The 20,879-nt window shown below is 60.1% G+C and carries 24 protein-coding genes; 11 read left to right on the forward strand and 13 right to left on the reverse strand.

Going from position 1 to position 20,879, the window contains the following annotated elements; genetic code table 11:
• The first annotated feature begins 44 nt into the window (after positions 1-44).
• From ACHZCU_RS04685 to deoA, 8 genes are all read left to right on the forward strand, one after another.
• Positions 45-1,034 carry a BMP family ABC transporter substrate-binding protein gene (locus ACHZCU_RS04685; protein WP_319517853.1) on the forward strand — a complete coding sequence of 330 codons (990 nt, stop codon included), beginning with the start codon at positions 45-47 and terminating at the stop codon, positions 1,032-1,034.
• Between the two features lie 134 nt (positions 1,035-1,168).
• Complete coding sequence (locus ACHZCU_RS04690; protein ID WP_319517854.1) at positions 1,169-2,680, forward strand: ABC transporter ATP-binding protein; 1,512 nt, start codon at positions 1,169-1,171, stop codon at positions 2,678-2,680.
• A gap of 7 nt (positions 2,681-2,687) precedes the next feature.
• Complete coding sequence (locus ACHZCU_RS04695) at positions 2,688-3,800, forward strand: ABC transporter permease (protein ID WP_319517855.1); 1,113 nt, start codon at positions 2,688-2,690, stop codon at positions 3,798-3,800.
• A gap of 3 nt (positions 3,801-3,803) precedes the next feature.
• Positions 3,804-4,775: an ABC transporter permease gene (locus ACHZCU_RS04700; RefSeq protein WP_319517856.1), complete on the forward strand. Its 972-nt coding sequence runs from the start codon at positions 3,804-3,806 to the stop codon at positions 4,773-4,775.
• A gap of 4 nt (positions 4,776-4,779) precedes the next feature.
• Positions 4,780-5,178 carry a cytidine deaminase gene (gene cdd / locus ACHZCU_RS04705; RefSeq protein ID WP_106302934.1) on the forward strand — a complete coding sequence of 133 codons (399 nt, stop codon included), beginning with the start codon at positions 4,780-4,782 and terminating at the stop codon, positions 5,176-5,178.
• Positions 5,175-5,969, forward strand: coding sequence for a purine-nucleoside phosphorylase (locus ACHZCU_RS04710; RefSeq protein ID WP_319517857.1), 795 nt, complete (start codon positions 5,175-5,177; stop codon positions 5,967-5,969). The genes cdd and ACHZCU_RS04710 overlap by 4 nt, the downstream gene beginning before the upstream one ends.
• Before the next feature lie 3 nt (positions 5,970-5,972).
• Positions 5,973-6,746 carry a deoxyribose-phosphate aldolase gene (gene deoC / locus ACHZCU_RS04715; RefSeq protein ID WP_319517858.1) on the forward strand — a complete coding sequence of 258 codons (774 nt, stop codon included), beginning with the start codon at positions 5,973-5,975 and terminating at the stop codon, positions 6,744-6,746.
• A gap of 8 nt (positions 6,747-6,754) precedes the next feature.
• Positions 6,755-8,071: a thymidine phosphorylase gene (gene deoA / locus ACHZCU_RS04720; RefSeq protein ID WP_319517859.1), complete on the forward strand. Its 1,317-nt coding sequence runs from the start codon at positions 6,755-6,757 to the stop codon at positions 8,069-8,071.
• A gap of 4 nt (positions 8,072-8,075) precedes the next feature.
• Here the strand turns inward: deoA and ACHZCU_RS04725 are convergent, their stop codons facing one another.
• The 7 genes from ACHZCU_RS04725 to purU all read right to left on the reverse strand — a co-directional run bounded on the left by ACHZCU_RS04725 (position 8,076) and on the right by purU (position 12,974).
• Positions 8,076-8,348 (reverse strand): usg protein, encoded by a 273-nt coding sequence (locus ACHZCU_RS04725; protein WP_319517860.1) that lies wholly within the window; start codon positions 8,346-8,348, stop codon positions 8,076-8,078.
• 137 nt (positions 8,349-8,485) lie between these two features.
• Positions 8,486-9,298 carry an aldo/keto reductase gene (locus ACHZCU_RS04730; protein ID WP_319517861.1) on the reverse strand — a complete coding sequence of 271 codons (813 nt, stop codon included), beginning with the start codon at positions 9,296-9,298 and terminating at the stop codon, positions 8,486-8,488.
• A 36-nt stretch (positions 9,299-9,334) separates the two neighbouring features.
• A complete protein-coding gene (locus ACHZCU_RS04735) occupies positions 9,335-10,351 on the reverse strand; it encodes an aldo/keto reductase (protein ID WP_319517862.1) in 1,017 nt (338 codons plus the stop codon).
• A 113-nt stretch (positions 10,352-10,464) separates the two neighbouring features.
• Complete coding sequence (locus tag ACHZCU_RS04740) at positions 10,465-10,881, reverse strand: hypothetical protein (RefSeq protein WP_319517863.1); 417 nt, start codon at positions 10,879-10,881, stop codon at positions 10,465-10,467.
• 3 nt (positions 10,882-10,884) lie between these two features.
• Positions 10,885-11,220, reverse strand: a complete 336-nt coding sequence (locus ACHZCU_RS04745) for a DUF883 family protein (RefSeq protein WP_319517864.1) — start codon at positions 11,218-11,220, stop codon at positions 10,885-10,887.
• A 198-nt stretch (positions 11,221-11,418) separates the two neighbouring features.
• Positions 11,419-11,631 (reverse strand): hypothetical protein, encoded by a 213-nt coding sequence (locus ACHZCU_RS04750; protein WP_319517865.1) that lies wholly within the window; start codon positions 11,629-11,631, stop codon positions 11,419-11,421.
• Between the two features lie 458 nt (positions 11,632-12,089).
• On the reverse strand, positions 12,090-12,974 hold the full coding sequence (purU, locus tag ACHZCU_RS04755) for a formyltetrahydrofolate deformylase (protein ID WP_319517866.1): 885 nt from the start codon (positions 12,972-12,974) through the stop codon (positions 12,090-12,092).
• A 347-nt stretch (positions 12,975-13,321) separates the two neighbouring features.
• Between purU and ACHZCU_RS04760 the strand changes: the two genes are divergently transcribed.
• Positions 13,322-14,392: a glycoside hydrolase family 5 protein gene (locus ACHZCU_RS04760; RefSeq protein ID WP_319517867.1), complete on the forward strand. Its 1,071-nt coding sequence runs from the start codon at positions 13,322-13,324 to the stop codon at positions 14,390-14,392.
• A 9-nt stretch (positions 14,393-14,401) separates the two neighbouring features.
• Here ACHZCU_RS04760 and epmA read toward each other — a convergent pair whose 3' ends face one another.
• Positions 14,402-15,463: an EF-P lysine aminoacylase EpmA gene (epmA, locus tag ACHZCU_RS04765; RefSeq protein ID WP_319517868.1), complete on the reverse strand. Its 1,062-nt coding sequence runs from the start codon at positions 15,461-15,463 to the stop codon at positions 14,402-14,404.
• Between the two features lie 141 nt (positions 15,464-15,604).
• Here epmA and efp point away from each other — a divergent pair, with 141 nt between their 5' ends.
• Complete coding sequence (gene efp, locus ACHZCU_RS04770) at positions 15,605-16,174, forward strand: elongation factor P (protein ID WP_106302970.1); 570 nt, start codon at positions 15,605-15,607, stop codon at positions 16,172-16,174.
• Between the two features lie 269 nt (positions 16,175-16,443).
• On the opposite strand, the gene ACHZCU_RS04775 is transcribed toward efp, so the two are convergent.
• Complete coding sequence (locus ACHZCU_RS04775) at positions 16,444-17,928, reverse strand: NAD-dependent succinate-semialdehyde dehydrogenase (protein WP_319517869.1); 1,485 nt, start codon at positions 17,926-17,928, stop codon at positions 16,444-16,446.
• Positions 17,929-18,204: 276 nt separating this feature from the next.
• Between ACHZCU_RS04775 and ACHZCU_RS04780 the strand changes: the two genes are divergently transcribed.
• Complete coding sequence (locus ACHZCU_RS04780; RefSeq protein ID WP_106302975.1) at positions 18,205-18,447, forward strand: Lrp/AsnC family transcriptional regulator; 243 nt, start codon at positions 18,205-18,207, stop codon at positions 18,445-18,447.
• A gap of 13 nt (positions 18,448-18,460) precedes the next feature.
• On the opposite strand, the gene ACHZCU_RS04785 is transcribed toward ACHZCU_RS04780, so the two are convergent.
• The 4 genes from ACHZCU_RS04785 to ACHZCU_RS04800 form a co-directional block, all read right to left on the reverse strand.
• Positions 18,461-19,360: a bifunctional methylenetetrahydrofolate dehydrogenase/methenyltetrahydrofolate cyclohydrolase gene (locus ACHZCU_RS04785; RefSeq protein WP_319517870.1), complete on the reverse strand. Its 900-nt coding sequence runs from the start codon at positions 19,358-19,360 to the stop codon at positions 18,461-18,463.
• A 114-nt stretch (positions 19,361-19,474) separates the two neighbouring features.
• Positions 19,475-19,960 (reverse strand): F0F1 ATP synthase subunit B, encoded by a 486-nt coding sequence (locus ACHZCU_RS04790; RefSeq protein ID WP_106302981.1) that lies wholly within the window; start codon positions 19,958-19,960, stop codon positions 19,475-19,477.
• Between the two features lie 2 nt (positions 19,961-19,962).
• Entirely contained in the window at positions 19,963-20,544 is a 582-nt protein-coding gene (locus tag ACHZCU_RS04795) for a F0F1 ATP synthase subunit B (protein WP_319517871.1), read from the reverse strand.
• 82 nt (positions 20,545-20,626) lie between these two features.
• Entirely contained in the window at positions 20,627-20,854 is a 228-nt protein-coding gene (locus tag ACHZCU_RS04800; protein WP_018063478.1) for a F0F1 ATP synthase subunit C, read from the reverse strand.
• Between the last annotated feature and the right edge of the window lie 25 nt (positions 20,855-20,879).

A 20,879-nucleotide genomic window follows, 5' to 3' on the forward strand; every position in this document is an offset into this window, starting at 1 on the left:
TGAACAGGGTCCATGAGCACACTCACAGGGAACAGAGCTGCGTTATGAAAAAAACTATTTTGAGCCTCATTGCCGTTGCCGCGATGTCGACATCCGCGCTGGCCGATTTCAAGCCCGCACTTGTCTACGGCACAGGCGGAAAGTTCGACAAATCCTTCAACGAGTCGGCCTATAACGGCGCGGAAAAGTTCAAGGCCGATACCGGCGTTGATTATCGCGACTTCGAGCCGACCGGTGATGCGCAGGGCGAACAGGCGATCCTGAACTTTGCCTCCATGGGCTTCAGCCCGGTGGTTGCCCTGTCATTCGCGTGGAAATCGGCTGTCGAAAAGATCGCGCCGCAGTTTCCCGACACCGAATTCTACATCGTCGATGATGTGATCGAAGCGCCGAATGTCCAGTCCGTCGTCTTCAAGGAAGAACAGGGCTCCTACCTCGTCGGCCTGCTGGCTGCGATGAAATCGGAAACCGGCGCCGTCGGTTTTGTCGGCGGCATGGATATTCCGCTGATCCACAAATTCGGCTGTGGCTATGCCCAGGGCGCGAAGGCTGCCAATGGCGATGTCACCATCCTGCGCAATTTCGTCGGCACCACCGGTGCTGCCTGGAACGACCCGGTCAAGGCCGGCGAGCTGACCAAGAACCAGATGGACCAGGGCGCCGACGTCATCTACGCGGCAGCCGGCGCGTCCGGTCTCGGTGTGCTGCAGGCCGCTGCCGATGCCGAAAAGTTCTCGATCGGCGTCGACTCCAACCAGAATTATGTTCATCCCGGTTCGGTTCTGACCTCCATGGTCAAGCGCGTCGACAACGCCGTCTATGACGCCTTCAAGGCAAGCCAGGACGGTGAGTTCGAAGCTGGCATCAACTCGCTCGGCGTTGCCGATAATGGCGTCAGCTGGGCCTATGATGAATACAACAAGGCGCTGATCACCGAGGATATGCTGGCCGCCGTCGAAAAGGCGAAGGAAGGCATCGTCTCCGGTGAGATCGAGGTGCACGACTACGCCGTCGACAACACCTGCCCCTATTGATCCCGTAACCGGTTCGGGCGGACACGTTTTGCCGTGTCCGCCCGTCCTGCGGCATACCGATCCCCTGCCCCCGGCAGTGCCGTTTGAGCGCAACAGCAATTGCGCGTAATCCCCGTTTCGGAGGTTTTAGGCTCTTGAGCACACCGCCCGCAATCGAACTCATCGGCATCGACAAGAGTTTCGGGCCCGTCCACGCCAACAAGAATATCAATCTGAAGGTCGAGAAGGGCTCCATTCACGGTATTATCGGCGAAAACGGGGCCGGGAAATCGACCCTGATGTCGATCCTCTACGGCTTCTATCAGGCCGATCGCGGCGAAATTCGCGTCAATGGCAAACAGCTCGAGATCACTGACAGCGACGACGCCATTGCCGCCGGCATCGGCATGGTCCATCAGCATTTCATGCTGGTGGAGGACTTTACCGTTCTTGAAAATGTCATGTTGGGTGCCGAAGGGGGCGCGCTTCTCAGGCAGGGCGTGAGCAAGGCCCGCAAGGAGCTGAAACGGCTTGAGAGCGAGTACGGGCTGGAGGTCGATCCCGACGCCATTATCGAGCAATTGCCGGTGGGCCTGCAGCAACGTGTCGAAATCCTCAAGGCGATGTTCCGTGGCGCGGAAATCCTGATCCTGGACGAGCCGACCGGCGTTTTGACCCCGGCGGAGGCCGATCACCTGTTTCGCATTCTCGGCATGCTGCGCGATCAGGGCCACACCATCATTCTCATCACCCACAAGCTGCGCGAGATCATGGCGGTCACCGATGAGGTTTCCGTCATGCGCCGCGGCGAGATGGTTGCCACCCGCAAGACCGCGGAAACGTCGGTGGAAGAGCTGGCCGAGCTGATGGTCGGCCGCCACGTGCTGCTGCGTGTGGAAAAGGGCGAGGCAAATCCCGGTGATGTCGCCCTTTCGGTGCGCAACCTGACCGTTCTCGACAATCGCGGCGTGCCGATGGTCAAGAATGTTTCCTTCGATGTCCGCGCCGGCGAGATCGTCGGCATTGCCGGTGTCGCCGGAAACGGCCAGTCGGAGCTGCTGGAAGCGCTTTCCGGCATCCGCAAGCCGCATTCGGGCGAGATCTACGTGCACGGCAAGAAGATCGTCAACGCCAATCCCGCCACCTATCGCAAGATCGGCGTCGCTCATATCCCGGAAGACCGGCACCATATGGGCCTCGTCCTGCCGTTCGAGGAACGGGAAAACAGTATTCTCGGCTATCAACAGCTGGAAAAATATGGCCGGGGCGGCATCCTCAACCGCCAGGCCATTCTCGATGACGCGCGCGACAAGATCGAAAAATACGATATCCGTCCGCCGAACCCGATGTTGAAGACGGCGAATTTCTCCGGCGGCAACCAGCAGAAGATCGTTGTGGCGCGCGAAATCGAGCGCGATCCGGATATTCTGCTTGTCGGCCAGCCGACACGTGGTGTCGATATCGGCGCGATCGAATTCATCCACCGGCGCATCATCGACATGCGCGACAGCGGCAAGGCCGTGCTACTGGTCTCCGTTGAACTCGACGAGATCCGCGCTCTTGCCGACCGTATCCTGGTGATGTTCGCCGGCGAGAATGTCGGCGAGGCAAAGCCTGATGCGGACGAACAGCAACTCGGCCTGATGATGGCCGGCATAGCGTCTTGAGGTTGATATGAGCGCCGCCAACACGCCCCTGCCCGGCTGGGTTACTTTCCTCCTGATGCCGCTTTTGAACCTTCTCACCGCCCTGATCATTTCGGGCCTGGTGATCTGGATGATCGGACAGGACCCCTTCGAAGCCCTGAGTGTTCTTCTGAACGGCGCACTCGGCAACGGCATGGGCATCGGTTTCACCCTTTACTATGCCACCAATTTCATTTTCACCGGACTTTCGGTGATGATGGCCTATCACGCCGGTCTGTTCAATATCGGTTCGGAGGGCCAGGCTTATGTCGGCGGCCTTGGATGTGCGCTGGTGGCGCTGGCGCTCGACCAGTATGTGCCGTGGTATGTCACCATGCCATTTGCCATTCTGGGGGCTGGCATTTTCGGCGCGGCCTGGGCTTTCATTCCGGCCTGGCTGCAGGCCAAGCGCGGCAGCCATATCGTCATCACCACGATCATGTTCAATTTCATCGGCGCGGCGCTGATGGTCTATCTTCTGGTCCATGTTCTCAAACCCGCCGGCGCGATGTCGCCGGAAACCCGTGGTTTTGCCCCCGGCGGCCAGTTGCCGAACCTGAACTGGCTGATGTCGATGTTCGGCTCCAGGCTCGGCCCTGCACCGCTCAACGTCTCCTTCATCATCGGGCTCGTCATGTGCGTTGCCACCTGGTTCCTGATCTGGCGCACAAAGTTCGGCTATGCGGTGCGCGCGCTTGGCATGAACAAGGCGGCTGCCACCTATGCCGGCATCCCCTATGCCCGCACGGTGATCATCACCATGCTGCTGTCGGGCGGCCTTGCCGGCATGATGGCGCTCAATGTGGTGATGGGGTCCGCCGACCGGCTGCAGGTGGAATTCGTCGGCGGCGCCGGCTTTGTCGGCATCGCCGTTTCACTGATGGGACGCAATCACCCGCTCGGCATTCTGCTGGCTGCAATCCTGTTCGGCATTCTCTATCAGGGCGGCGCGCAGCTTTCCTTCATGATGCCGCAGATCACCCGCGACATGATCGTGATGATCCAGGGCCTCGTCATCCTGTTTGCCGGTGCGCTTGAGTTCCTCTATCGCCCGGCCCTTGTCCGGATGTTTTCCAGACAACAGATGTTGGTGGAGGCCTGAGCCATGTATACGGTTGATATCATTGTCGGCATGCTTGGCTCGACCATTCGCCTCTCGATCCCGCTCATTTTCACGGCTCTCGCTGGCCTGTTTTCGGAGCGCTCCGGCATTTTCGACATCGGGCTTGAGGGCAAGATGCTGGCATCGGCCTTCGCTTCGGCGGTGGTTGCCTATTACACCGGTTCTCCGTGGCTCGGGCTTCTGGGCGGCATCCTCGTTTCCATCGCCTTCAGTCTGATCCATGGCTACGCCTCGATTACCGCGCGCGGCAACCAGATCGTTTCGGGCGTGGCGCTGAATTTCGTCGCCGCCGGTCTGACCGTGGTGCTCGGCAATGCCTGGTTCCGTCAGGGCGGGCGCACGCCGCAGCTTGAAAACACAGCCCGCTTTACCGGCATCGAGTTTCCGGGCGCCGAGGCGGCAAGCGAGATGGGCTTTTTCGGCAAGCTCTACGCCGATGTGATCTCGGGCCAGAACATCCTCGTCTACCTCGCCTTCATCACCGTGCCGATCGTCTGGTGGGTGGTCTACAAGACCCGCTTCGGCCTGAGACTGCGTGCTGTCGGCGAAAACCCGGGCGCGGTCGATACAGCCGGCATCTCGGTGATCTGGCTGCGCTACCGCGCCATCATCATCGCCGGTTTCCTCTGCGGCTTTTCCGGCACCTATCTGGCGATCGCCCAGTCGGCCTCCTTCATCAACAACATGTCGGCGGGCAAGGGCTATATCGCGCTTGCCGCCCTCATTTTCGCGAAATGGAAGCCGATACCGGTGATGTTCGCCTGCCTTCTGTTCGGCTTCCTTGAAGCGTTTTCGAACTTCATGCAGGGCAAGTCGATGCCATTGGTCGGCGAGGTGCCGGTGCAGTTCTACCAGGCGCTGCCCTATATTCTCACCTGTGTGCTGCTGGCCGGTTTCATCGGCACGGCCCGCCCGCCGAAAGCCGGTGGCATTCCCTATACCAAGGAGCGGTAGAGAAATGGCAACCGCCGACGACCTTTTCGACAGGGCCCGCGCGGCCAGTGAGAAGGCCTATGCGCCCTATTCGAAGTTTCCGGTGGGCGCGGCCCTTCTGACCGAAGACGGCCAGGTCTTTACCGGCGCCAATGTCGAAAACCTCGCCTTTCCCGAGGGCATCTGCGCCGAAGGCGTTGCCATCGGCCATATGGTGATGGGCGGCGCGCTGAAGATCAGGGCTGCGGCCGTCTATGCACCCCGGCTGGCACTGTGCCCGCCCTGCGGCGGCTGCCGGCAGAAACTGGCCGAATTCTCCGATCCGGACACGAAGGTCTATCTCTGCGACGACGGCGGCGTGCGTGAAACGGTGACGATTGCGGAATTGCTGCCGCATGCCTTTGCCACCGGTGAAATCGGATGAGCGACGCTGCTCTCCTTCTGCGCGAAGCGCTTGGCGACCTTCGCCCCCGCACCGCTCTGGTGCTCGGCTCGGGCCTCGGCGGCGTCACCGACGCCCTTTCCGACAAACAGTATTTTGCCTTTTCCGAACTGCCGGGCTTTCCGGTCGGCGGCGTCAGCGGCCACGAGGGCTCCGTCGTCATCGGCAAGCTTGCCGAAAAGCCGGTGATCATGCTTTCCGGCCGGGTGCATTACTATGAGCAGGGCGATGCGGCGGCCATGCGCGTGCCGCTCGAAACGCTTGCCGCTCTCGGCATCGAGGAACTGCTGCTGACCAATGCCGCCGGATCGCTGAGACAGGACATGCCGCCGGGCGCGGTGATGCTGATCACTGACCACATCAACTATTCCGGCATGAACCCGCTGATCGGGGAAAAATCCGACCGCCGCTTCACCGGAATGAGCCAAGCCTATGATGCCGGTCTGGCTGATGCGATGCGTGAAGCGTCCCGAGATTTGGATATTGACCTTGCCGAAGGCGTCTATATGTGGTTTTCAGGTCCGAGTTTCGAAACTCCGGCGGAAATCCGCATGGCCCGGATACTGGGTGCCGACGCTGTCGGCATGTCCACGGTTCCCGAGGTCATTCTGGCGCGCTTTCTGGGTCTGAAAGTCGTCGCGGCTTCCGTCATCACCAACTTCGGCGCCGGCATGAGCCAGGGTGAACTCGGCCATGAGGAAACCAAGGAAATGGCGCCGATCGGCGGCCGCAAGCTGGCTGCCATTGTCAAACGCATGATTGGCGGGGGGTAGGCCATGAAACATCACACAGAGCAGCAGGCCGCTTCGGTTTCGCTTTCGCTCCTCGACCTGACGAACCTTTCCGATGACTGCACCGACAAGGACATCGAGGCGCTGATCGCGCGCGCCTATACGCCCTACGGCACGCCGGCGGCGATCTGCATCTGGCCGCGCTTTGTCAGCCTTGCCCGGCAGATGCTCGGCGCCGACCACATGATCAAGATCGCGACCGTGGTCAACTTCCCGTCGGGCGACATGTCGATCAGTGCCGTGGAAGAAGAAACGGAACAGGCAATCCGCGACGGGGCTGACGAAATCGACCTCGTCATTCCCTACAACAAGCTGAAAGCCGGCAATGACTGGGCGGTGAGCGAGATGGTCCATGCCATCCGCTTCCTGTGCCGCGAGCCGGTGACCCTTAAGGTCATACTGGAAACCGGCGAACTGGCCGATGCCGCGCTGATCCGCAAGGCTGCGACGATCGCCATTGCCGAAGGCGCCGACTTCATCAAAACCTCGACCGGCAAAGTCAGGGTCAACGCCACGCTCGAGGCCGCCGACATCATGCTCGGCGTTATCCGCGAGGCAGACCGCCGGGTTGGGTTCAAACCGGCAGGCGGGATTTCCTCGGTGCGCGATGCCCAGCTTTACCTGAGCCTTGCCGAAACGGTGATGGGTGAAGGCTGGGTCATGCCGACCACCTTCCGCTTCGGGGCTTCCGGGCTTCTCGACGATATTCAGGGCGTGCTCGCGGGCAAGCAGTCGACCGTTTCCGGCAGCGACTATTAGGGCCGCTCATGCTGGCACAGGAGACGATCCGCAAGAAACGCGACGGCTTTTCACTAACCGCCGCAGAAATTGCGGATTTCGTCCGCGCGCTTTCCGACGAAACGCTCTCCGAAGCCCAGGCCGCCGCCTTTGCCATGGCCGTTTATTTTCGCGGCATGGATGAGGCGGAAACCGTGGCGCTGACCCTTGCCATGCGCGACAGCGGCACGGTTCTCACCTGGCCGGGCATCGACAGGCCCATCGCCGACAAACATTCGACCGGCGGCATCGGCGACAATGTCTCGCTGATGCTGGCGCCGATTGCCGCGGCTTGCGGGCTTGCCGTGCCGATGATTTCCGGCCGCGGGCTCGGCGCCACCGGCGGCACGCTCGACAAGCTGGAATCGATCCCCGGCTATGATGTCAGCCCGGACGAGGCCCGCCTTCGCCGCACAATCGCACAAACCGGCTGCGCCATTGTCGGCCAGACGGCAACGCTGGCGCCCGCCGACAAGCGGCTCTATGCGATCCGCGATGTGACGGCAACGGTGGAATCCATGCCGCTGATCGTCTCCTCGATCCTGTCGAAAAAGCTCGCGGCCGGGCTTCAGACACTTGTGCTCGACGTCAAGTTCGGCGGCGGCGCGTTCATGCAGGACGCCGACGGTGCAATGGAGCTCGCACGGCTTCTGGTCAAGGTTGCCAATGGAGCAGGTCTGCCGACGTCGGCTCTGGTGACGGATATGAACGAGCCGCTGGCCGATGCTGTCGGCAATGCCGTGGAAGTGGCAAACGCGCTTGCTTTTCTCAAGGGCGAGAAGACGGGAACACGACTTGAAGGGATCGTGCTGGCACTTGCCGCCGAGATGATTTTCGGCGCGGGACTTGCCAGCAACCGGCCTTCGGCGGAAGCGGCCGCTGCCGATGCCCTTGCAAGCGGACGCGCACTGGAAACCTTCGCCCGGATGATTTCCGCACTCGGAGGCGCCGCCGATTTCATCGAGAACGCCGATACCCGCCTGCCGCAGGCCCCGATCATCCGGCCTGTCGCCGCGCCGGTCTCCGGCTATCTGGCGAAAGCCGATGCCCGGGCCATCGGCATGAGCGTCGTCACGCTTGGTGGCGGACGAAAAAAGCCGGGCGCGCGGATCGACCACCGTGTCGGTTATTCCGGGCTGCAGCCGCTGGGTACCGCGATCGAGGCGGGCGAACCGCTCGGTTTCGTCCATGCCGCAAACGAGGATGACTGCGCGGCCGCAACCCATGCGCTGCGCAACGCATTCACGATCACCGCCGAGCATCCGCAGGAGCGCCCGCTTGTCATCGAACGGATCGGCGGAGCCTGACCGGTCAGTGTATGGTGATTTCGCCGGAGACCTGGCGCCATTCATTGGGGCCGATCAACCGCTTGTGGGCATACCGCACCGAATGCAGCGGCCCGTCGAGATTCTGCTTCCAGAAATCCAGGAATTTGTGCATTTGCGGAAAATCGGGTGCGAGGTCGTAGTCCTGCCAGAGATAGGTCTGGAGCAGATTGCCAAAATCAGGGAGACGATAAAGGATATGGGCCGTCGTCAGCCCATAGCCGGCAAGCTGCATTTCGAATTCGGACGCAAATCGCATGTTCCACCTCATTGTCGTTGACAATTTCAGAGGCTGACGTATTTTCGCGACCGCTTCAATCCGAAAATTTGCTTTTTGATATATTTTTCAAAGACTTGGCAGCACGTCACAGCGAGTGCTGCCAAGCCGAGCGACCCTCAGTCCCAGTCCGGCGCCCATTCCGGGTTGATCAGGCGTTCGCCCCTGTCGAGGTTCCTGATACGGCCGATCTCGTCATCGCTGAGCACGATGTCGGCGGCGGCAAGATTGGATTTGACCCGCTCCGGCTTGCTCGAGGTCGGGATCACCACATGGCCTTCAGCCATGAGGAAGGCCAGCGCAATCTCGCCTTCGGACACGCCGTGAGCTTCGCCGATCGCCTTCAGCACCGGATCTCCGGCAATCTTGCCCTGGGCAAGCGGCGAATAGGCGGTGAAGGCGATGCCGTTTTTGTCGCAGTAGTCTGCAACCAGCCGGTTCTGGTGGAAAACATGGCACTCCACCTGATTGGCGGCAATCTTGCGGTCACCGAGAAGACCGGCGGCCTTGTCCATCAGCGCGCGGGTAAAATTCGAAACGCCGATCTGCGCTGCAAGGCCCGCATCATGGACCTCTGCCAGCCGACCGATATAATCATCGAACGCCGGACCTCCGGCGCGCCCCGGCCAGTGCAGCAAAAGAAGGTCGACCTTGTCGCGGCGGAGCTTGTCGAGGCTTTCTTCCACGCTTTTGCGGAAGGCGCTCTCATCGTAATTATCGATCCAGACCTTGGTGGTGACGAAAACATCGCCCGGTTTCAGGCCAGAATCGGCAAGCGCTCGGCCCACCTCGGCCTCGTTGTCATAGGCCTGCGCCGTATCGATATGGCGATAGCCCGCCTCAAGGGCCGCAAGAACCGTCCGGTAGGCCTCGTCGCCACGCCGGCGCCAGGTGCCGAAACCGATTTGGGGAATACCGTTGATGGTTTTCATGGTCCTGTCTCCGAAATATTCTATTCACTCTTGGTTTTATGGTCTGACCGGCCCGCTTCCCGCGCCGGTCTTGCCGATCGCCGAAGCGATAGCATCAAGGTCATCGTCATCAAGCTCCAGCTTTGATGCGGCAATCCAGCCGTCGATCTGATCGGGCTTGCGCGCCCCGACAATGGCGCCCGTGAGCCCCGGCCAGGCCAGAACCCAGGCAATGGCAACGGCTGCCTGGCTGACACCGTGACGCTGCGCCACCGGTTTCAACGCCTCGGCAAGGGCCAGATTGGCCTCGAGCGCCGCGCCGTTAAAATTCGGGTTCCGCCTGCGCCAGTCGTCTTCGGGAAGGGATGCGGCGCGTTCTTTCGAAAACCGCCCGGTCAAAAGTCCGGCCTGCATCGGACTGTAGCAGATGACGCCGGTTTTATTCTTTCGCGCCCAAGGCAACAGTTCGGCCGCTGTATCACGGCGGATTGCGGAAAACGGCGGCTGCAACGTGTCGACATGGCCGATAGCCTCGGCTGCCTCAAGGTCTTCAAGACCGTGATTGGAAAGGCCGATGGCGCGCACCTTGCCTTCCTTTTTCAGGTCGCACATCGCCCCCCAGTATTCGCCAAGCGGCACATCGTTCGACGGCCAGTGGACCTGGAGCAGATCAATGGCTTCGACACCAAGCCTTTTGAGCGACGCCTCGGTCTGCTTCCTGAGGCTGTCCGGATTGCCGATCCTTTGCGGTGTTTCCATCGGCTTGTCGTCGTTCCAGACCATGCCGCATTTGGTAAAGATGAAGGGGCGCTCCGACCGGGCCATACCGGCAATTGCCCGGCCAACCACGTCCTCGGAATGCCCGAGACCATAAACGGCAGCGGTATCGATCCAGTTGATGCCGGCATCGACGGCCCTGTGGATCGCGGCAATGGAATCGCGGTCGTCCTGTACGCCCCAGCCGGCCGCCCAGCCACCGCCGCCAATTGCCCAGGCCCCGAACCCGGTGCGCGTGATTGCGAGATCCGTCACACCAAGCTGGTTTTTGGGTAAATCTGCGGATGAAATTGTCATGAAAATTCCCCGGAAACCGCGCCTGAAAAGAAGGCACGTCAGTCTCGTTCCGGCTTGACGCCGGCCCCGTTCCGGCAGTGGGCGTCAAGGCCGCAGCCGGCCGGAAGCCGGCTTTACTTTTTCTGGTAGGCCCGCGCCAGAACGAAGGCGAGGCCGGCAACAGCGGCCAGACCGGAAATCGGTTTTTCCCGCATCATCGTCGGAACGACGCCGACAAGCCCCTGCAACATATCCTCGGTCGCGTATTTTGCCGCGCGATAGCGCCGACGCTCGGCACGGTTCATCAGCAAGGCATAGGCAAGCACGAAGACCGCCAATGTCAGGGAGGCGATTGCAATGGTCAGTGCCGCACCAAGGGGACCGAAAATTTCTGCCAGCCAGATCGCAACCGCGATCACCCCGCTCACATAGGCCGACATGAACAGGAACAGAAGAATGACAACAATGATGGAGTTGCGCCTGGCAGACCGCGCCATGACGCGGCCATCGACCGCCATCATGGTCGCCACCAGTGAGACGAAACGATCCATGCCTTAACGCCGCGTCAGAAGCGCCGCAAGAAAACCGACGCCCGCAGCCACCAGAACGGACTGCAGCGGACGGCTGCGGATATGGTCCTCGAAATCCTCTTCGAGCGACATCGCTTCCTCGCGCGCCCGGTCATAGGCCTCCTGGCCTCTCTTGGTCGCGTCATCGCGGAATTTCTCGGCTCGCTCACGGGCTTCGGAAGCCTTCTCGCCACCAAGAGAACCGATCAGTTTCGTCAGCCCGGCGATATCATCGCGCAACTGGTCGATCTGGGCCTGAATATCGGCCTCGGTCGTTTTGCCTGCAGAACCCTGTCCGCCGGTGCTTTTGCTTTCTGCCATGTTGGATCTCCCAATGCTTAAACGGTTACTGATCCCTTCAACGCATCAGTTCCGCTATTGTTCCAGCCGTCATCCGCTGCGCTCCGGGTTGCGGTCTCGGCCTGCGAAAGGCCAAAAACGGCTGCTATCAACATCAAGCCTACGCCGGGGAACCATCGCACACAATAGCGAAGAATAATGCAGACGGCTCGGGAGGGATCAGCTCGCGGCCGCGACCTGCTCATCGGGACCGTCTCCGGACCACTGCGCGATATGATCGCGGATTGCGCGGCGCAATTCCTCCATCGAGCTGTAGAGGCCGCCATCAAGCGCATGAACGTGAAACTTGACGGCAACAAATCTGAGCCGTCCGTTTTCGGGAACAACGATCCCCACCGGCTGGCCGCCGAATTCAACCATCTGCTTTTTCATGATAACCAACTCCGGTCAGAAAACACGACCGGCCAATTTGTTTCAACCCATGTGTGTGGTCGCGGTGACCATATCGCCCGCGCGACAGCAACGCAGCATGCAATACATGCGGCCGGCTTCCGTCAGGACTTTTGTTTTCAGCGTCTCAAAAGACATTGAACGTCTCCCACATTGCCAAGGGTTGGGCACCATGGCTATGGACCCGTTTTACACGAAATCCCGAATCAATACCCAGGTTGCATTTTGTGTATACCGACGAAATTCTTCAAAAACATGTCAAAACACGCCCAATGAAGAAAACTTAATTTTCCGGCCGGTTCACACGTCCCCGCGGGCGCGGGTCCTCCACACACTAGATAGAAAAACAATTCCGACAGACAAGAGGGGCCGCCAACAAATATGGCCGCCCCTCAAAAATACAATCCGTGGATGTAACCAGATGCAAAAAATATCCGGGATCACCCCATGCGTTCGGAAGCGTAGGACCCGGCAGAGGGCGGGAAGACAACCGTACGGTTGCCATTGATGAAGACGCGGTGGTGAATATGGGCATGAATGGCGCGGGCCAGAACCAGCGCCTCCACATCGCGTCCGAGGGCGACATAGTCATCCGGGCTTTGCGAATGGGTGATGCGCACCGTCTCCTGCTCGATGATCGGCCCTTCATCGAGGTCCGGCGTGACATAATGGGCCGTTGCCCCGATCAGTTTGACGCCGCGCTGATAGGCCTGCTTGTAGGGGTTGGCGCCCTTGAAACTCGGCAGGAAGGAGTGGTGAATGTTGATGACCTGCCCCATCATCTTGCGGCAAAGCGCATCGGAAAGCACCTGCATGTAGCGCGCCAGCACCACCAGCTCCGCATCCGTCTGGTCGATCAGTTCGGCAAGACGCGCCTCGGCGGCAGGCTTCGTCTCTTTCGTCACCGGGATATGATAGAATGGGATGTCGTGATTGACGACAAGCTTCTGGTAATCGAGATGGTTCGAGACCACGCCGACGATATCGATCGGAAGCGCGCCGATACGCCAGCGATAAAGCAGGTCGTTCAGGCAATGACCGAAACGGGAAACCATGATCACCGTCTTCAGCCTGTAGGAACCGTCATGGAACTTGTAGTCCATGTCGAAGGGCGCGGCGATCGCGTCGAAACCTTCACGCAGCGCATCCAGCTTTGCCCCCGTCTCGGGAATGAAGCTGATGCGAATGAAGAAGCGGCCAGTCTCCAGGTCATCGAACTGGGAACTGTCGATGATATTACAGCCTTGCTCCGCCAGATAGCTGGAAATCGCCGCAACGATCCCGCGCGTGGAAGGACATGTCACCGTAAGCACGAAGTCTTTCATGGTCTTTTCCCGTTCGTTGAGCGCTGGTTGCCCTTTTCAAGCAGCCGACCGGTCATAGAGGCTAGCGGACGCGCTTTCAACTGCTCGAAGCGCATCTGACTATGCAGCGCGTCGCGGCGCTGTAACATCCACGACCTAAAGATGCGCATTGCCGCCATAAGCGCTCCGGCGTCTGTCTGTAAACGACCGATGCCATGACATCGTCAAACGTCTGACTTGACTTGAAAGGGTTCCGCCGCGCTATAGTTTCAATAATTATCACCTGTCATGATGGGGCCGAGCCACCCGCCGGCGGAATGGAGTCATAGTATATGCGTCGTTCTAGGGGATATTCGCGGGACCGGTCATTGTCTGCGAGACTGAAGAGGCCGTTTCATGTTGCCGCGCTTGCAACCGCGTCCCTTTCCATGGTGCTGTCGTCGACGGCAGCAGCTGCGCAGGGCTGTGAAATGACGCTCCACGGCATCAATGTTGCCGGCGCGGAATTCGGCCAGCCGGGCCAGCCCTATGGGCAGGGCTATATCTACCTGTCGAAGGATACCATCGATTCCCTTGCCTCCGACAAGTTCAACGCGATCCGCCTGCCATTCCTCTGGGAACGGCTTCAGCCCTCACTGAACGGGGTTCTCGATTCGACCGAACTGTCGCGCATACAGGAAACCGTCGAAGACGCCCGCGACAATAATATGGTCGTCATTCTCGACCCGCATAACTATGCGCGGTATCACGGAAAGGTCATCGGAAGCCCCGATGTGCCGGTCGATGCCTTTGCCGATTTCTGGAAGCGGCTTTCCGCGGTCTTCGCCAATGACGACGATATCATCTTCGGGCTGATGAACGAGCCGCACGACATCGAAGCCCCGGAATGGCTCACCGCCGCCAATGCCGCGATTGCCGCAATCCGCAATATCGGCGCAGGAAACCTGATTTTCGTGCCGGGCACCGCCTGGACCGGCGCCCACAGCTGGGACCAGAACTTTTACGGCCCCTCGAACGCGTCCGTCATGACCGGCGTTGTCGACCCGCAGGACAATTTCGCCTTCGAAGTGCACCAGTATGCCGATGCCGACTATTCAGGAAAGGCCGACGACTGCAGCCATATCAAGGGCGCTGTCGACGCGGTCAGGAGCTTTACGGACTGGCTGAATGCCAATGACTATCAGGGCTTCCTCGGCGAGTTCGGCACCTCGGACCAGTTCAACTGCCTCCGGGGTCTGAAACAGATGGCCGACATCATCCAGAACGACCAGAAGGCCTGGATCGGCTGGGCCTACTGGGCCAGTGGCGACTGGTGGCCCAAGAATGCGCCGATGATCATTCAGCCGGACCTCAGAAAAGGCGGCGGCGCGCAACTGCGCACCCTGCAGCCGATCCTTGCCAATAACGACCTTTCCCGTAACGCCTGCAATGGCCGTTGACGGGGTCTTTCAGCCAGCAACCGGCGCCCAGAGCACATCCTCGATACGGCGCGCGCCGGTCGCCAGCATGACCAGCCTGTCAAAACCCAGAGCGATGCCGCTTGCCGGCGGCATATGCTGAAGCGCTTTCAGGAAATCCTCGTCAATCGGATAGGTTTCGCCGTAGATGCGCTGTTTTTCCGCCATATCGGCCTCGAAACGCACCCGCTGCTCTGCGGCATCGGTCAGTTCGCCGAAGCCATTGGCAAGCTCAACGCCACAGACATAAAGCTCAAACCGTTCGGCTGTCCGCGGGTCCGCCCCGCTTCTGCGGGCAAGAGCTGCCTCGGGGGCCGGATAGCAATCCAGAAACGTGGCCCGGCCATGGCCGAGATTGGCTTCGATTTTTTCCACCAGCACACGCGAGAACAGATCCGACCAGGTGTCGTCGTCGCTGTATTGCAGCCCCTGCCCTTTCATCTGCGCGGCCAGCCCGTCACGTTCGGTCTCACCATCCGGCCCGATGGTTGAAAGAAGGTCAATTCCCGCATAACGCTCGAAAGCCGCGGCAACACTCAGACGTTCGATTTCGGCGAAGGGATCGCAGGTGCTTTCGCCTCGGGCAAAACGGTCCGTCCCGACCGCTTCGGCCGCAAGCGACAGAAGCGCCGCACAATCGGCAAACAGCCGGTGATAGGGTTCCCGGGCACGATACCACTCCACCATGGTGAATTCGGGATGATGCAGCGGCCCGCGCTCTCGATTGCGGTAGACATGGGAAAAGCTTACCAGCCGTTCTTCGCCGGCCGCCAGCAATTTCTTGGCGGTAAATTCCGGCGAGGTGTGCAGATACATGGTCTGCGCGTCGCCGTCATTGCCGATCATTGCCGTTGAAAAGCCGTGCAGATGGGTTTCGTTTCCCGGTGAGACCTGCAGCGCCGGCAGGTCGGCCTCGACAAAGTCCTCGCCGGCAAACCAGTTGCGCATCGCTGTCATGATCCGGTTGCGCGCCATCAGCGCCGGCCGGCGGTCCTGATGCCGGTCGGCGCGCCACCACTGCGATATTCCGGCGGGGTCGTTTTTGTCCGGCATTTTTCCGCCTTTGCGTCAGCTTGCGCCCAATCAGGCGTTTGGCACTGGAATTCGGGGCGATTTTACGTTAGTCCCGCTCTCACGAATTCAAGGGAATGCGCGGTCTATAGATAGTCCCGGCCGCCAAAGCAAGGAAGTCTCATGGTCAAGGTCATTGCCTCATCGCTGCGCAAGGGCAATGTCGTCGATGTCGACGGCAAGCTCTATGTCGTTCTTACCGCCCAGAATTTTCACCCCGGCAAGGGCACGCCCGTCACCCAGGTCGACATGCGCCGCATTGCCGATGGCACCAAGGTTTCGGAACGGTGGAAAACAACGGAGCAGGTCGAGCGGGCCTTCGTTGAGGATACCGACCATACCTTCCTCTACAGCGACGGCGAAGGGTTCCACTTCATGAACCCGGAATCCTACGATCAGCTGACGATGAGCGCCGAGGACGTCGGTGACGCCGCCAACTACCTTTCCGAAGGCATGAATGTCATCCTCTCCATTCATGAGGGGATCGCCATCTCGCTGGAACTGCCGCGCCACGTCACGCTCGAAATTACCGAGACGGAACCCGTGGTCAAAGGCCAGACGGCCTCCTCATCCTACAAGCCGGCCATGCTGTCGAACGGCGTGCGAACCATGGTGCCCCCGCATATCAATGCCGGTACCCGCGTCGTGATCCTGACCGAGGACGGCTCCTACGTCGAACGCGCCAAGGACTGATTTTCCGCCATTGCGGACATCAAAAAGGCGGGCCTTACGGTCCGCCTTTTTTTGTTGACAACCCTGTAAGCGATCACAGCTTTGCCCATCCCCCGCCGTCACCCCGGACTTGATCCGGGGTCCAGTAAGCGCAAGTCCTTGCGCGCAAAGACTCTTTCTGAAAGCGCAGAGCAAGCGGCCCTGGATACCGGCTCAAGGCCGGTATGACGAAAGAAATACGGGACGAGCTTTGTCAACGCCCTGACGGTCCGCCCTTTTTCGTCCAGCACCTATTCGATACCGCCGAGGCAGATATATTTCAGCTCGGTATAATCCTCGAGGCCGTATTTCGAGCCCTCGCGGCCGGTTCCCGACTGTTTGATGCCGCCGAAGGGTGCCACTTCGGTCGAAATCAGACCGGTATTGACGCCGACAATGCCATATTCCAGCGCCTCGGCGACCCGGAAAACCTTCGCCAGATCGCGGGAGAAGAAATAGGAGGCAAGGCCGAATTCGGTATCGTTGGCCATCGCGATCACATCTTCCTCGCTTTCAAAGCGAAACAGCGGCGCGACAGGCCCGAAGGTCTCCTCACGCGCACACTTCATCTCCGGTGTGACGCCCGTCAGCACGGTCGGCTGGAAAAACAGACCACCCTTCTCGTGGTTTTTGCCGCCAAGCCTGATTTCAGCGCCCTTCGAGACGGCATCCTCAATGTGGTCTTTCACCTTTTCGACCGCCGCTTCATCAACCAGCGGGCCGATATCCGTGCCCTCGGCCATGCCGTCCCCGACCGTCAGTTCCGAGACCCGGCGGGCAAGCTTTTCGGCGAATTCGTCATAGACGCCGGACTGAACATAAAGCCGGTTGGCGCACACGCATGTCTGGCCGGCATTGCGGTATTTGGATGCAATCGCGCCTTCAACCGCGGCATCCAGATCGGCGTCGTCAAACACCATGAACGGCGCGTTGCCGCCAAGTTCCAGACTCATCTTCTTGATCTGGTCAGCCCCCTGCCGCATCAGGATACGGCCGACCTCGGTCGATCCGGTAAAGGTGATCTTGCGGACACGGTCATCCTCGCTGAACGCCTTGCCGACCATCGAGGAACTGGTTGCGGTGACAACCGATAAAAGCCCCGCGGGCAATCCGGCTCTTTCTGCAAGGCAGGCGATGGCGAGCGCGGAAAGCGGCGTCATCTGTGCCGGTTTGCACACCATCGCACAGCCGGAAGCAAGCGCCGGGGCCATCTTGCGGGCAAGCATGGCATTGGGAAAGTTCCAGGGCGTGATGGCGCCGACCACGCCGACAGGCTGGCGAATGACCATGATGCGCTTGTCGGTCTGGTGGCCGGGGATCATGTCGCCATACATACGCTTGGCCTCTTCGCCAAACCATTCGACGAAGGACGCGCCGTAGAGGATCTCGCCGCGCGCCTCTGCCCAGGGCTTGCCCATTTCCATGGTGAGGATGGTGGCAAGGTCGTCGGCATTCTCCACCATCAGGTCATAGAGCGCGCGCAGGATGGAGGCGCGTTCCTTGGCCGTCTTTTTCGCCCAGGATTTCTGTGCTTCGTGGGCGGCCGCAATAGCCTGATCGACCTCCGCCCGGCCGCAATTCGGCAGTGTCGCAATCACTGCGCCGTTGGCGGGATTGGTGACATCGAAGGTCTTGCCGTCGGCAGATCGTTCACGCCACGCCCCCGCAACGAAGGCTCCCGTTCCGGCCAGCGTCTTGTCCTTGAGATGATCTGCGAGTTTATCGGTAATGGCCATGATTGGTCTCCCTCTTGTCTTTATCCTTAACGCCATGCCCGGCAGGCTTTGTTCCGCAGCGATCCGCAAAAGCGCACCGAAGCCTGCCCTCCACTTGAGATATGCAGGTGAAACACCTCAACAGCATATCAAGGTGGAGATTTGAGATCACCGTGGCATTTCAGGCAAGTCGGAAAATGGCATGATTTGCGATGGTCCCGGTTTTCCGATAGGTGGAATCCATATCAATCGGCGCGGACCGCAGGCTCCGCCCCCATGAGCGCGTCAGGATAAACCATGCAGACCATTTTCGTGCAGTTCAAATGCCACCCCGGACAGGCCTATGATGTCGCAGATGTCGTGGTGCGCACGCTTGAGGAAACCTCGGAAATCTATTCGACCTCGGGACATTACGACCTTCTGGCGAAATTCTACCTGCCGGCCGAAACCGATATCGGCCATTTCGTCACCAGCCGTCTGCAGACGATCGACGGGGTGAAAGACACCTTCACCCTCGTCACCTTCAAGGCCTTCAGCTAGCAAGGCACCGCCGTCAAAAACGCGGCGCCTCGAGGCCGGCCGCACGATAGGCGGCGATCAGCGTATTGGCCATCAGCATGGTGATCGTCATCGGCCCGACACCGCCGGGCACAGGCGTAATCGCCCCGGCCACGGGTTCGCAGGAGGCAAAATCAACGTCGCCCAAAAGCCGGGTTCTGCCTTCGCCGCGCTCGGGTGCGGGAACACGGGTAATCCCGACATCGATCACGGTAGCACCCGGTTTCACCCAGTCGGCCTTGACCATCTCCGCCCGGCCGGTGGCTGCGACCAGAATATCGGCATTGCGGCACACCGACGCGAGATCAGCGGTGCGCGAATGGGCCATGGTGACCGTGGCGTTGGCTTGCAGAAGCAACCGGCCCATGGGTTTTCCGAACAGATTGGAACGGCCGACGACGACAGCGTTCAACCCGGAAAGATCGTCGCCGTGGATCGAGCGGACGAGGATCATCGCGCCGGCCGGCGTACAGGAGATCAGGCCGGTTTTCAGGTCGCCGACAGCAAGCTTGCCCGCATTGACGATCGAAAGCCCGTCGACATCCTTCTCCGGGCGGATCATCTGGATGACCGGAAATTCGTCAAGATGAGCGGGCAGCGGCAGCTGAACCAGAACGCCGTGAATGGCCGGATCGGCATTCAGCTCGCCAACGACCTTTTCCAGATCGGCCTGGCTGGTGTCGGCATCGAGCGTCACCTGAACGGAATGAAAGCCGCATTCCTTGGCGCGCTTGCCCTTGGCGGCCACATAAGTGTGGCTTGCGGCATCGTCGCCCACGATCACGACCGCCAGGCCGGGGACGACACCTTTTGCGGTATTGAGCTCTGCCGTGGCCGTCTTGATTTTCTCGATGACCCCGGCGGCAATTGCCTTGCCGTCAATGCGTTCTGCCATTTAGAAACTCCCGAAATCTTTCTGCTGTCGCCCTGTTCAGGCGCCGGAAACGAAAAACGGCAAGCGCCGGAGCGCTTGCCGAAATATTCTGAAAAGCACGACCTGCCGGTCCACTCAGTTGAGACGCTTTTTGACCGAATCAACCGATTTGGAAAACAGCTTCGACTGAACTGCCGGGGTTGCTTTCTTTTCCAGAACAATGCGCGCCGCATCCACGGCGACATCAACGGCAGCGCTGCGCACCGCCTCGATGGCATCCTGCTCGGCCTGGCGAATCTTCTGCTCGGAAAAGGCCGTGCGACGCTCGACATATTCCTGCGTCTTGCGGTGCGCCTCTTCCTTGATCGCCTGCGCCTCGCGCTCGGCAGCGGCAACGATATCCTTGGCTTCGTCTTCGGCTTCGCGACGCTTGCGCTGGTAATCGGCCAGCACATGCTGGGCCTCTTCGCGCAGGCGCTTAGCTTCGGCCAGTTCATCGCGAATTTCGTCCGCACGCGAATCAAGCGAGCGCAGCAGAATTCCGGGAACCTTGAAATAGGCCACGACGATGAAGAACAGAACCAGGCCTACAAAGGCATAAAATGTCGCATCAAGTGACATGATCAGCCCTCCTTGACCGATGAAACGGCCGCTTCGACATCGCCCTTGGCCACGCGCCCGCCGATCAGCTGGGTCACGATCTGGGCGGCAGTCTCTTCGGCAATGGAGCCGACTTCCTGCAACGCTTCAGAGCGAACCTTTTCGATCCGGGCATTGGCCTCGGTCAGTTTCTTGCCAAGCTCGCCTTCGACCTGGGCCCGTTCGGCCTCGGCCTCGGCACGGGCCTTGTCGGCGGCAGCCGCCGATATCGACCGCGCTTCATCGCGCGCCCGGGCCAGTTCCTTTTCATAAGCGGCAATCGCGGCATCGGCCTCGTTACGCAGCCTTTCGGCCTCGTCGAGATCCTGAGCAATCCGGTCATGCCGGTCTTCCAGAATGGAGCCGACGCGCGGAATGATCATCCTCTTCATCATCAGATAGAAGAGTCCGAACGTGATGGCCAGCCACAGGATCTGCGACGGGAAGGTCGCAAAATCAAATGGCGGGAACACCTGTTCTTCGTGATGCTCTATTTCGGCCAGCGTCGTCTCGGTATGCGCTTCTGCGCCTTCCGAGGTCTGCGCCAGAGCCGGTGTCACAATCATGCTCGCCTCCAAAGGTCTTCGACAACAGTGGACACGGCGCCGAAAACGGACGCCGTGACCTAAACGTCAGACCGCTTAAAACTTAAACGGCGAAGAGCAGGAGAAGAGCGACGAGCAGCGAGAAGATGCCGAGCGCTTCGGTCACGGCAAAGCCGAAGACCAGACGGCCGAACTGGCTGTCAGCTGCAGAGGGGTTGCGCAGTGCGCCGGTGAGGTAGTCACCGAAGATACGGCCCAGACCCATGGAGGTTGCGCCCATGCCGAGGCATGCAATACCGGCACCAATGAACTTTGCTGCTTCCGCTTCCATAAAAGAACTCCTTCGAAAGAATGGG

The organism is uncultured Martelella sp., assembly GCF_963677965.2.
In the GTDB taxonomy this organism is placed as follows: domain Bacteria; phylum Pseudomonadota; class Alphaproteobacteria; order Rhizobiales; family Rhizobiaceae; genus Martelella; species Martelella mangrovi.